The organism is Terrilactibacillus laevilacticus, assembly GCF_006517395.1.
Taxonomy (GTDB): Bacteria; Bacillota; Bacilli; order Bacillales; family Sporolactobacillaceae; genus Terrilactibacillus; species Terrilactibacillus laevilacticus.
Window position 1 is genome coordinate 298,063 of the sequence record NZ_VDCY01000002.1, and the last position, 12,876, is coordinate 310,938.

Here is a 12,876-nt window from a genome sequence, read left to right on the forward strand (position 1 = left end):
GACAAACGAAAAGGGTTACTGGCTAAGTACGCTGGCATCCTGCCAGAACGCCAGTACTAGCCCATCCTAGGCGTCGGAAGATCAAGGCGGCGCTGTTTTGAGGACCGGAATGTAGGTTTTTACTACATGAGGACCGGAAAAACAAGCGGGCGCCGAGATTCGCACTATCATTTGGTGACTTTTTGAACAACCTCTTAAACAAATCTACACTATTAATACTTGGCCATTATTTATCAACTTCTCGCCGCCACTATTTTTTCATAGGCCTCTTTAATCTCTTTAATTTTCTTGTTAGCCTTTTCAACGACCTCTTTAGGGACTTGTTTGCTCATATATTGATCTGGGTGATTCTCTTTGATTAATTGTCGATATCTCTTTTTTATCGTTTGTAAAGAGTCACCCTGACTGCATCCTAAAATACGATAGTAGTCATCTAGACTTTGTTCCTTTTCAGCTGTATATTGATTCTGTCCTTGACCAAGACCAAATTGCTTAATCGCAAACGAAAGAATTTCTTCTTGTTTCGGATGGATAGAGCCATCTACCCTCGCAATTTGAAGAAGTGCTTCGACAATATAGGCTAATGTATTGATATCTTGATATAACTCTTGATAAAGTTCCCTAATGATCGTCACATACGTTTCAGGTGATTTTTTTGCCAAATTAAATGTTTCTCTAATTAACCGAAGATCCGTTTCACTCGGCCTCAAGCTTGTCTTAATAATTTCATCCACCTTATGAATCTCTCGTTCACTAACAACATCGTCCGCCTTCGCCATTTTCGCAAACAATTTGACAATAAGCTCCACGCTATAAGGGAGTGATGGTGAATATCCCGTTTGATCTTCCTCATCATATCGAAAATCATGGTGGCAATGTGGACATTGCCAAATACCTGAACTTGTCACCATCACATTTGTGCCACAATGTGGACATACAACCCAAATTCGTTGATGGTTTTGATTTCCTGTATATTTCTGCTCCGTATTGTAGCCGCGAGATTGCCTGGACTCTCCAACAGTTGGAAGAAATAATAAAATGATGACACCAAAGATATTTGTAATAAACCCAACAGCGAACCAAATGACAACATTTCTATTTTTAAAGGATGCAATGACTGAAGCAATGACACCCATAAGTATCATATAAAAAAAGCCCATCTTATAAACACCTTTCTAGAACCATAAATAAAGTAAAACTTCCATCAGTGGGGGTTTTTCGACGCACAGGATATACTAGTGCAGGGTTTGCGACAGGATGCCTGGTTTTTAGCCTGCGTTCTCCCACCTATCTTCTTTGACTACTCAGAATCTTGAGGTGGGGGTCAATGCTCTCCGTTAAGGCGGGATAAAAAGTCAATACGGTTAAATTCATCGATAATCATTGTAGTTCATCAAACCATATGATTAGAAGTTTGAAAATGTGATATACGAAGATACCATCATTAATACTACAAAACTCTGCACAATAAAACCAACCAGACTACAAATAAACCCAGCGATAGACAATCCGCTTAAAGGTTGTCTCATTTCCTTTGCCATTTTTATACTTCTATATGTAAAAATGAGTCCTAACACAGCTAATATTAATCCCAGAATCGGAATAAATATAGATAATATTCCTAACGTGAAAGAAGCAATCGCATAATAATGGCTTTTCAATTAACTTTCACCACCTTAAATAGTTTACGATATTGAGATATATAAGTTTCAGTCTAAACGCCATTTGGTTTATAAAAACTTGATACTTACATATAATCATATAATTAGATTAAAGTGAAAATTATTTATCTCAATCTTTTTGCTACATAAGGACCGGAAAAACAAGCGGGCGCCGAGATTCGCACTATCATTTGGTGATTTTTTCAAGCAACCTCTTAAGGTGAAAATCATTTATCTCCATTACTATCATAATAATATGCTGTCTTTAATTTAATCTGAACGAAAATATTGTGAAGGAGATGGTTTATCAGATGAATGAAGAAAAGATTGAAAGAATTGAAAACAAGTTGAAAGAGTTACATACAAAACTTGATAAACTTGAACAAAAAATGGATTCCTTGCCTGAAAAACAGTCAGTTTCAATTATTTTAGCCAGAAATATTTGGGTCCTCGTTCCTATCACAGCCATCATTATGGGAGGTTTAAAAATTATTTTGTAAATCCATATGAAAGACATGAAAAAAATAATAATCTAACGGAAAAAGTCCTCATTGATGTATAAAGTGTAACATCAATGAGGACTTTATATTTATTTACCTACTGTATTTTCATATGCAAATCGCCAACTTTTGCCCATCCCAAGCGTTTAATAACAAAATAAAGAGTAAGCGATAAGACTAATGGGAGAATGACACCGATTGAAATATAAATTGTAAATCCACTAATACCTTGTGTAGCTAGGATATGAAGAGGAGCTATTAATGAATTTAGTCCTAAGCCAGCAAGTTCATAAGATGACTCAAAGTTAAAGGCTAGTGTAGCTATAGGTGCACAAATCATCGCCGTAACAAAGGTTGGTATCATAAGGAGTGGATTTTTAACGAGATTCGGAAATTGTACTTTCGGTGTAACAACTGATTGGGCTAAAAATCCACCGATATCGTTTTGTCTCAATGACATTGCCGTAAAGCCGACAAATTGAACTGTACATCCAATCAACGCAGCAGCACTTGAAACTGGGTCCATTTGAAGCGCAATGGCCAAAGCAACAGATGATGCAGGTGACATTAACAAGATACTCCAAACAAGGGCAATAACAATGGAACCAAGAAGGGGTGAGCCGGTCACTGATGAAGTGATTTGTCCACTTAACCACTGTAAAAATGGCGTTGTTACAGCATTTAAGCCAACACCGGCAAGTCCGCCAACAAATACAGAAGCAAACGGAATAGCCATCATATCTAACTTCGTTTTGCCCGTGATCCAATTACCGACGATCGTTGCAAGTACTGCTGCAAGGAGAGCACTGATGGGTTGTCCAGACACTATCGTGAAAGCTCCACCATCCACGGCATGAATGGCGCCCCCTCCAACCGCTGCACAGACAATGGCACTAAACATAACAAGCGTATTGCCCTTGAGTTGGTGGGCAATTCCAGCACCGATGGCAGGGGCTAATAATACTTTAGCAGCGGCACCTATCGTTAAGAAGGCCGCAATGCCTGTAAATTTACCTAATGTTTCAAATAACAATCCAACACCTAGAGTCACTAATACCGCGTTTGCAACTCCTGTCGATACTTTATACATTTGATCAATTATATTTTTCTTCATGTTTCTGTCTCCTCTAATGACTATTTATACTCATTGACATTATGTTTTTTCAAAAATATCTGATAATTTCAGGGTAATAAAAAACCCTCCTAGTTCGGATGGGCGCAATTATTCTAACCTTAGAGCGCCATGTTTTTAGAAGGGGCTCTAATTAGACCATATTCGATTATGGATTATTTAGAGTCCCTATATAATTGATCGATCATTTATAATTCCCAGATAATTGACTTCAATAATTTGAATCAGGTTCATTACATTCACCTCATTTGTTGTGTTGGTAGTAATATTATCAGAATTTTTATATTTGGTAAACAAGAAAAATTCTATAGATAATTATTTTAATTATCGGATTTTCTTTTTTAATAGAGATTAAGAAAAGAAGTCCAAAAATACTAGAAGGAAAAAAGCGCCTTCAAAACCGTCTAAATAATCATCAAGAAAAGAACCTCCACTGATGGAGGTTTCATCTTGTTTTAGATACATATGGATTTCCTGATACCCAGAATCTCCAAGGATAAAAACGAGCTTCACCTGTATTTTTAATACCAATCCGGGGCCCTGTTTCTATTTTTTCTGGTTTGTAGCCCTGTGTGATATAAAGGGGTGGTTCTGTAAAATGATGACCATAATCGGCTAAAGTAATTCCCATCGCTTTCGTCAATTTTCCTGGTCCATTTGTCCATTCACGCATAGGTCGACCCTTTCGCCTTTCTTCCATCAGCGAGAGTCCTTCTATTGGATCAATTGCACGAATTAAAACCCCATGTGGAATCCCTTTTTTATTACTAACAACATTTAACAGGACATGCGTATGCATTGTATAAGTATAGGCATGACCCGCATCCGAAAACATGATCTCTGTTCGCTTTGTACGCCTGTTTCCAAAACTATGGGCTGCACGATCATTGGCTCCCATGTATGCTTCGGTTTCTACAATAAATCCCGAACATCTTCCTTCTGGCGTTTCTTTGACAAGTAAACAACCAAGTAGAGATTCCGCTAAATGCAACGTCGATTGTTCGTAAAAGGTTTGTGGTAATGGTATTAAATCGATTTTCATAAAAAAACTCCCTTGATTAACTATCCTTAGGCGATTTAAGTAGCATTATACATAAATCGTTTTCAAGATGGAAGAAAAGGGAGATTTTTATCATGGGGTCAATTCACTTTTAACATTGAGGATAACAACATTTTTGTATAGTCGTGTTTAGGATGGTTAAGCACGTTTTTGGTTTCATCAATCTCAACTAACCCCCCTTTATACATGACCGCAATACGATCACACATATAGCGTATCACCGACATATTGTGAGATATAAACAAAAAAGTTAGCTGGTTTTCTTGCTTAAGTTCTTTTAATAAATTCAAGACTTGGGCTTGTACGGATACATCTAATGCTGATGTTGGCTCATCAAGCACTATGAAAGAAGGCCCTGTAATAAGTGCTCTTGCAATCGCAATTCTTTGCCTCTGTCCACCGCTAAATTCATGTGGATAACGATCGAGATGTTCGACTTTTAATCCCACACGTTTCACAAGTGCATGTAACCTTTCTATGGAGCCTTTTTCTTTTCTTTCTTTAAGTGGCAGGGCGCTTAACGGTTCAAATATAATTTGTTTAACTCTCAACCTTGGATCAAGTGATGATTGAGGATCTTGAAATACCGTTTGAATTTCACCTGGTCTTGGTCGCATAAACCTTTTCTTTTTCCACAGTACTTTATCTCTATAAGTAATTTCACCACTCGTTGGTGCCTCTAATCCTATGAGTAATTTCCCAAGCGTGCTTTTACCTGATCCAGACTCTCCAACCAATCCTAGAGTTTCCCCTTCATAAACTGGCAATGAGATATCTTTGACAGCTTCAATGACATCCTTCCTGTTTCCGTATATTTTGTTTATATGATTGATTTGGACAAGTGGAGTCATACTTTATCTCTCCTTAGCCAGCAAGCTACATAATGATTGCCTTCACAAATCTCTAGTTTCGGATCATGCTCATGACAAACCGGCATAGTATGCTTACAACGAGAATTGAACGGACAGCCAACAGGTGGATTTCTTAAATCAGGGACTTCACCTTCTATAGCTTCCAATGGCTGGTCTTGTTTTTTTAGATCTGGTAGAGAATTTAACAAAGCTTTCGTATATGGGTGCTTTGGGGAATGCAATACATCAAAGGTTAATCCTGTTTCCACAATTTGACCTGCATACATTACAATTGTACGATCACATAACTGAGAAACAACTCCTAAATCATGTGTTATCAAAAGGATGGATGTATTCCTTTTTTGATTAAGTTCTTTCATTAAGTTTAGGATTTCTGATTGAACAGTTACATCAAGAGCCGTTGTTGGTTCATCGGCTAATAACAATTCGGGTGGACTAGACATCGCTAAGGCGATGACAACACGTTGTCTCATACCCCCACTTAATTCAAATGGATATTGTTTGGCGACTTTTTCAGGATGATGAATATGAACATCCTTTAATGCTTCGATGGCAAAACGATCGGCCTCTTTTTTATTTACCTTTTTATGCTGTCTGATCACTTTCATTAATTGTTGTCCAATCTTCATGGTTGGATGGAGAGCTGTCATCGGTTCTTGAAATACCATACCAATTTTTTTACCTCTTAGAGATTGGATGTCTTTTGGATTCATTTCTAATAAATTTTGATCATGATATGTAATACTCCCATTTGAGATATGTGCATTTTCATCCAGTAAACCCAAAATGGAAAGAGCCGTTACTGATTTACCTGATCCCGACTCTCCAACAACACCTACAATTTCTCCCTGCTCTATGTGAAAATTTATATTCCTTAACGCTTTTACTTTACCGTTAAGATCATTAAATTCTATAGATAGATTTTTAATATCTAACATGTATCACACTCTCCCTACCTATTTGACTTAGGATCTAGAATATCTCTAACACCATCGCCAATTAAGTTAAGTGCACCTGATGTTAAGAAAAGAAAGATTCCAGGAAATGTCGGGTACCACCAATAATCAAGCAAGTATTTCCATCCAGTGCTTATCATTGACCCCCATTCTGGAGTAGGTGGTTGTGCCCCTAAACCTAAAAAGCCAAGTGTTGCAATCATTAATATAGCGTTACCTACATCCAGTGTTGCTTGAATAATAACAGGAGAAACGGCATTTGGAATAATATGTTTCAATATAATGGGAATAGGTTTAATACCGAACACGACAGCAGATTTAACAAATAACTTTTCTCTTAATACTAGCGTTTCACTCCGAGCAAGGCGAACATAAATGGGAATTTCTACAATAGCAATAGCCATCATAGCGTTATGTAAACTAGGACCTAATGAAGCAGTAAGAGCCATAGCTAAAATAAGTGTTGGGAAAGCCAATAACATATCCATCACTCTCATGATAATCTGGTCAATTATACCTCCAAAATAACCAGATACGGCACCTATGAATATACCAATGCAAGCTGCAACAAAAATAACAAGTAATCCAACACCCAGAGATAATCTAGCCCCAAATAAAATCCTGGTTAAAATATCTCTTCCTACCTCATCAGTTCCAAATAAGTGTTGTAATGATGGTCCTTGAAATTTCTCAGCAACATTTATTTTTGCGGGATCATAAGGCGTTAAAATAGGAGCCAAAATAGCTAGACAAACTATCAGAAATAAGACAAGAAAGCCAATAGTCGTCATTTTGTTATGTTTTAACTTGAACCATATAGGATGTGTTTTAGTATTTTTCTCCTTTGCTTCTGTAACTATTTGTGGATTAATCATCGTATTCTCCTTTCCTACTCTTTCATCTGTGGATTGAGAATGAAATATGTTACATCCACCATCAAGTTAATCAAGACATAACCAATTGATATAAAAAGTGTGAATCCCATAATAGCAGGAAAATCTAAGTAAGCAATGGAATCAACTACATATTTCCCCATTCCTGGCCAATCAAAAATGGTCTCTGTTACAACGGCTCCTCCTAGTAGAGCACCAAACGATGTACCAATAACAGTTACTGTGGGAACTAAGGCATTTCTTAGAGCATATCGAATTAGCAGGTTATAACCATGAATACCATTCGCCCTAGCCGTTCGAACATACTCCTGACTTAAAACCTCTAACATACTTGCTCTAACTTGGCGCGTAATAATTGCAAGCTGAGCATAAGACAGAACTAAAGCTGGGAGAACGATGTGTTGTAGACTACTTGTTAAAGCGATCATGTCTCCACTTAACAAGCTATCAATAATATAAAAACTTGTTATCCGAGTCGGCGGATTAATGTTCATATCGATTCGACCATTAGCCGGAAACCAATTGAGATAGCCATAAAAAATTAATATAGCAATTAATCCACTAAAAAATACAGGAATAGAGACACCACTTATTGAAAAAATACGACTAGCATGATCCCAAAATTGATTCTTTTTCACTGCTGACACGATTCCTAAAGGAATGCCTATCAAAATAGCTATAATAAAAGCAGCTATAGCGAGTTCTAGGGTGGCTGGGAAATAGTTAGCTAAATCATCTATGACTGGATTTTGTGTCCGAATCGAAGTTCCTAAATCACCTGAAAGAAGCCCCTTCATATACTCAACATATTGGATCCAGATCGGTTGATCTAGACCCAATTGCTGACGTATATGTTCTACAGCTTGTTTACTTGCATGTTGACCCGCCATCATACTAGCGGGATCTCCTGGAATGATATGCGAAAGTATAAACGTCACTAAAGACACCCCAAAAATAACAAAAACAAGAAAAACCATTCGTCTCATAACCATTTTCATCATGCTGCATCACCTCATAAGGTTATTTAGACATATCTTGTAAATTGTAAATACCTTGTAACATTGGATTAAATTCAAATCCCTTAACATTTTTGTTCATCGGTAGTAAGTAATCTTTTTGATAAAGCAAAATATATGGCGCATCGTCAATAACAATTTTTTGAATATTTTTGTATAGTACTTCACGTTTTGACTGATCATTTGACGTAGCTGCTTCAGCTAATAATTGGTCTACCTTTGCATTTTTATAAAATGCACGGTCTCCGGCTAAACCAAAGTTTTTCGAATCATACCAGAAATTCATGAAAGCAAATGGGTCGGCGAAGTCTGGACTCCAAACACCTAAAGCTAAATCAAACTCACCTTTATCCATCATGTCTCGTGAAGTTGCGTAGGCCACTTTATTTAATTTGACCTTTACACCAATATTAGCCAATTGAGATTGAATAGTTAGAGCTTCCGTTTCCCACCAAGTATTATTATCCGAGTACAGAAGGTTTAACGTTACATTAGAAACCCCAGCTTCTTTTAATAAAGATTTGGCTTTATCGGCATCTAGTTGATATTGTTTTGCATTGTTATCGTAACCCCAAAGTCCTTTAGGTATAGGCCCACGACTTTGCGTAGCGTACCCCTGTTGAACAGCTTTAATAAGTGATGGATAGTCGATGCCATAATTTAATGCTTGTCTCACTTTTTTATTTTTTAAAGCCTCGTTTCCTTTACTAGAATTAATATAAACATAATCTACTAGCAAACTAGGTTTTTGAAGCAATGTCACATTTTTAACAGATTTAAGAGATTCTATTTGATCAACAGGAACACCTTCTGCAATATCGACATCGCCTTTTTGTAATTGTAGTTTTTGAGCAGATGAATCACTTACAATTTTAAAGGTTACCTTTTTCAGAGCAGGTTTTACAGTTGAATGTGGGTTTAATCCTAGTTGGATATACTCTCCTTTTTTCCACGTTGTTAGTTGATAAGGGCCACTTCCCATCGTGTGGTTGGCAAGATAACCTTGCCCCATATCTCCGTCTTTTTCTTTATCCATTACTTTTGGATTCACGATATTGACATAGTTAGCCGCTAGAGTTGACAAAAATGGAGGAAAATTTTGTTTTAGAGTGAATTCAACAGTATCAGAGGTTGGAGCCTCTACTTTTGAGATTTCACTATAAACACTTGCCGGTCCTTTGGCCACTTTTAAAAGCCGTTCGAAACTAAATTTAACAGCTTTAGCGTCTACTGGTGTGTCGTCAGAAAATTTATGGCCACTATTTAAATGAAATGTCCATGTCTTCCCATCTTTACTCACGGACCAGTCTTTTGCTAAGCCCGCCTTCACATTTGTACTTTCACCATCAAAATCGACTAATCTTTCATATGCAGGGTATGTTATTTTCCATGCCGAGTTATCCATTGTAACTGCAGGGTCTAGGGTACCTTGATCTGCACTGATTGCTACGGTCAGTGATGAATTCACTTTATATTTTGAATCTTTTTTTGAAGACGGTGCATTAGAATTCTTAGCACAAGCCGTAGTGATGGAAAATAACATGATAATCGATATTATCAAAGTTAATGTTTTTTTCAAAGTAAGCCCCCCATATTCATTTGCTTATGTAAAATGACTCAATATGATAAGTAAGGTATATCCCGCAGGATTATTCCAACGGCCATTTAGAAATACCTGAATACAACATGCTCTGTTTTGTCTTCTCTGACCAAGGTCTATTTCCAAAATCATAATGCCACCATTCTGATGGATTGACGGTAAAGCCTTCTTGAGTCATGATGGCTTTTAGAAGTCTTCTATTATCTCTTCTTACCGTATCTTGTTCTGTAAGGTTTTCGCAGTTCTCATAATAATCAAGATAGGCCTTGTCCGAAAAGTCATCAAAGTCAGTTCCCATATCAAGCCATTCCATATCTTTTGCAATCGTCAGATCAATAGCTCCACCCGTAAAATGAGGGGCTGGCTTTTCTGGGTCCTTTGAAGGATAAGCGACAAAGGATCCTATGTCTCGTTTTATTTTCTCATCTGTATATCCCATTTTTTTAAATTCATAAATGGTTTTTTTATAGATATACAATTGCGTTTCATACGACCTCCATCCATCCAAAAGAACCAAAGATAAGCCTTCTGGCAGCTGATTTGCAGCAGAAATGACTTTCCTAGCAACACCTTCTCTTAAAAACAAATCATCTGAAGTTCCGAGTATATTCTTTTGATAATAGATAGGATGAATCACTATTTTAGGTGATCGATTTCGCATTGATACAAGCGGTTCATCTTTTTTAGAAAATATAACACCGAGTTTCTCGTGCTTTCCATCATTCATGGTTTGTCCCATCCACCACCTTTTTAATTTTTAATTTATGCATTATTATAAGATTAATGTTCACAATATTGTGGGATATTGTCATATTTCCTAACAATGTTTTTTATTTATTTTGAACATTTTAGATGATTTTCCATCCCCATGTCATTTTAATTTAGTTGAAAATTTAAGAAGCACTTTGTATGCTGTATAAAAATAGATCTAAATTGGAAATGGTTTAAAAGGAGGGGTTAATGTGTGTGGCCGGTATACCCTTGTGACAGATTTAGATATTTTGAAGGAACGTTTTCTGTTTTCTAATGACGTGCTTATTGAGCCCCGATATAATATTGCACCAGGTCAAAATATCTTGACAGTCGTTAGTGATCAAACAAATAGAAGAAGAGCTGGTTTATTAAAATGGGGGCTTGTTCCGTTTTGGGCTAAAGAACCAAAAATTGGATACAAAATGATTAATGCGCGTGCTGAAAGTATCGATGAAAAACCTTCCTATAAGACTCTTTTATCCCGCCGACGATGTCTAATTTTAGCTGATAGTTTCTATGAATGGAAAGCAACAGAAGAAGGCAAACAACCGATGCGGATATTATTAGAAGATAGCACTCCATTTGCTATGGCCGGGTTATGGGATAAATGGCAGCATAACGATCAAACGCTGACAACATGTACGATCATTACGACTGCCGCAAATACGTTAATGAAGGAAATTCACCATCGAATGCCTGTGATCTTAACAAAAGAAGCTGAAACGATTTGGCTTGATCGGTCAATAAAAGATAGCCAGCTACTTAAATCTCTATTAAACCCTTATAAACCTGATCAAATGACGTATCACCCCGTATCAACTCAAGTCAACAATGTTCGTCTAGATGACGTTTCTTTAATTAGTAACATCAATTCGCTTTAAAGTGATGCTTGTCCTTCAAACGTTTAATAAGGTCTATTTAATAATATTTGAGAACTTCAATCTAAACTTGAATAATTGCATAAGAACATTGAAATCTTATTAAAGTGCGTGTTCAAAAAGGTGACAAATTAGAAGCAAGAAGATCAAGGCGGCGATGTTTTGAGGACCGGCATTCCACACGATGTGGTAGCTTCAACGTTGCTCACAGGACGTGAGCGATTTTAGTTGAAGATCCTCTTGTATCCGCTACATGAGGACCGGAAAAACAAGCGGGCGCTGAGATTCGTAGCTTATCATTTGATGACTTTTTGAACAACTTCTTAAAGATGCAAGTATTTCAAGGATTGGAGTAGGTAGACGTGAAAGCAGTAACTTATCAAGGTCCGAATAACATTGAAGTTCAGAATGTAGAGGATGCAAAGTTAGAAAAAAAGGATGATGTCATTGTTCGAATTACATCTGCTGCCATCTGCGGATCAGATAAACATCTCTACCAGGGTAATTTCCCACTTAGAAAAGGATATTTACTTGGTCATGAATCAATGGGAATTGTTGAAGAGGTTGGACCTGATGTGACTAAAGTAAAAAAAGGGGATCGCGTGGTCATTCCGTTTACCGTGGCTTGTGGGCATTGCATTTATTGCCAGCATGGATTTGAAAGCCAATGTGATCACTCAAACCCACATTACGATTCTGGTGGTTATTTCGGTTATACTGAGAAATTTGGCGATCATCCAGGCGGCCAAGCAGAATATTTAAAAGTGCCTTTTGGCAATTTCACACCTTTTCGTATTCCGGAATCATGTGAACTTGAGGATGATTCTCTCCTTTTTCTATCTGATGTTCTACCAACGGCTTTTTGGAGTGTTCAACATGGTGGAGTTAAACCGGGAGACACAGTCATCATCTTAGGTTGTGGGCCGATTGGATTAATGGCTCAAAAATTTGCTTGGATGGCTGGTGCAGAGCGAGTGATCGCCGTTGACTATATTGATTATCGGATGAATCATGCTAGAAAAACAAACCAAGTCGAAGTGTTTGATTTTACTAAATATGATGATATGGGTGAACATTTAAAGGAAATCACCCAAGGCGGCGCTGATGTTGTTATTGACTGCGTCGGTATGGATGGAAAAAAATCTCCGCTTGAGTTCATCGAACAGAAATTAAAATTGCAAGGTGGTACTCTTGGACCTATTCAAATCTCGACAAAAGCCGTAAGAAAATGTGGAACCGTTCAAATTACAGGTGTTTATGGTAGTAACTATAATATGTTCCCACTCGGTGCCTTTTTCACAAGAAACGTCACCTTAAAAATGGGACAATGTCCTGCTGCCCACTTGATGCCTGAACTTTTCAATAAAATTATCCATCAAGAAATCGATCCTACCGATATTATTACCCACCATATTCCCTTAGAAGAAGCGAGTACTGGTTATAAAATCTTTAATAATTTTGAAGATGGTTGTATTAAAGTTGTTTTAAACCCTTAAATGGCAAAACAACCCTTCGTCTGTTTTAAGACAAGGGTTGTTTTATGTTTATAAGGTCA

At 37.2% G+C, this 12,876-nt stretch carries 13 protein-coding genes; 3 read left to right on the forward strand and 10 right to left on the reverse strand.

Annotated features, from left to right (window positions below):
* Positions 1-233: 233 nt before the first annotated feature.
* Together FG390_RS04375 and FG390_RS04380 are read right to left on the reverse strand one after the other, a co-directional pair.
* Positions 234-1,160, reverse strand: a complete 927-nt coding sequence (locus FG390_RS04375; RefSeq protein ID WP_141189815.1) for a TerB family tellurite resistance protein — start codon at positions 1,158-1,160, stop codon at positions 234-236.
* Positions 1,161-1,406: 246 nt separating this feature from the next.
* Entirely contained in the window at positions 1,407-1,661 is a 255-nt protein-coding gene (locus FG390_RS04380; protein WP_141189816.1) for a DUF4190 domain-containing protein, read from the reverse strand.
* Positions 1,662-1,972: 311 nt separating this feature from the next.
* Between FG390_RS04380 and FG390_RS04385 the strand changes: the two genes are divergently transcribed.
* On the forward strand, positions 1,973-2,161 hold the full coding sequence (locus FG390_RS04385; protein ID WP_141189817.1) for a hypothetical protein: 189 nt from the start codon (positions 1,973-1,975) through the stop codon (positions 2,159-2,161).
* Between the two features lie 97 nt (positions 2,162-2,258).
* Here the strand turns inward: FG390_RS04385 and FG390_RS04390 are convergent, their stop codons facing one another.
* The 8 genes from FG390_RS04390 to FG390_RS04425 all read right to left on the reverse strand — a co-directional run bounded on the left by FG390_RS04390 (position 2,259) and on the right by FG390_RS04425 (position 10,429).
* On the reverse strand, positions 2,259-3,275 hold the full coding sequence (locus FG390_RS04390) for a PTS sugar transporter subunit IIC (RefSeq protein WP_141189818.1): 1,017 nt from the start codon (positions 3,273-3,275) through the stop codon (positions 2,259-2,261).
* A 463-nt stretch (positions 3,276-3,738) separates the two neighbouring features.
* Positions 3,739-4,335 (reverse strand): DNA-3-methyladenine glycosylase, encoded by a 597-nt coding sequence (locus tag FG390_RS04395; protein ID WP_141189819.1) that lies wholly within the window; start codon positions 4,333-4,335, stop codon positions 3,739-3,741.
* Between the two features lie 98 nt (positions 4,336-4,433).
* Positions 4,434-5,204 (reverse strand): ATP-binding cassette domain-containing protein, encoded by a 771-nt coding sequence (locus FG390_RS04400; protein ID WP_141189820.1) that lies wholly within the window; start codon positions 5,202-5,204, stop codon positions 4,434-4,436.
* Entirely contained in the window at positions 5,201-6,163 is a 963-nt protein-coding gene (locus FG390_RS04405; RefSeq protein WP_141189821.1) for an ABC transporter ATP-binding protein, read from the reverse strand. Before FG390_RS04405 ends, FG390_RS04400 begins: the two co-directional genes overlap by 4 nt.
* Before the next feature lie 14 nt (positions 6,164-6,177).
* Positions 6,178-7,056, reverse strand: coding sequence for an ABC transporter permease (locus FG390_RS04410; RefSeq protein ID WP_141189822.1), 879 nt, complete (start codon positions 7,054-7,056; stop codon positions 6,178-6,180).
* Positions 7,057-7,070: 14 nt separating this feature from the next.
* The gene (locus FG390_RS04415) at positions 7,071-8,075 is read right to left on the reverse strand and encodes an ABC transporter permease (RefSeq protein ID WP_141189823.1); all 1,005 of its coding nucleotides are present in this window, start codon (positions 8,073-8,075) and stop codon (positions 7,071-7,073) included.
* Between the two features lie 19 nt (positions 8,076-8,094).
* On the reverse strand, positions 8,095-9,669 hold the full coding sequence (locus FG390_RS04420) for an ABC transporter substrate-binding protein (protein ID WP_246092680.1): 1,575 nt from the start codon (positions 9,667-9,669) through the stop codon (positions 8,095-8,097).
* Between the two features lie 70 nt (positions 9,670-9,739).
* Positions 9,740-10,429: a M15 family metallopeptidase gene (locus tag FG390_RS04425; RefSeq protein WP_246092681.1), complete on the reverse strand. Its 690-nt coding sequence runs from the start codon at positions 10,427-10,429 to the stop codon at positions 9,740-9,742.
* A 223-nt stretch (positions 10,430-10,652) separates the two neighbouring features.
* Here FG390_RS04425 and FG390_RS04430 point away from each other — a divergent pair, with 223 nt between their 5' ends.
* Positions 10,653-11,324: an SOS response-associated peptidase gene (locus tag FG390_RS04430; protein ID WP_141189824.1), complete on the forward strand. Its 672-nt coding sequence runs from the start codon at positions 10,653-10,655 to the stop codon at positions 11,322-11,324.
* Between the two features lie 359 nt (positions 11,325-11,683).
* Positions 11,684-12,817 (forward strand): zinc-dependent alcohol dehydrogenase, encoded by a 1,134-nt coding sequence (locus FG390_RS04435; protein WP_141189825.1) that lies wholly within the window; start codon positions 11,684-11,686, stop codon positions 12,815-12,817.
* Positions 12,818-12,876: the final 59 nt, after the last annotated feature.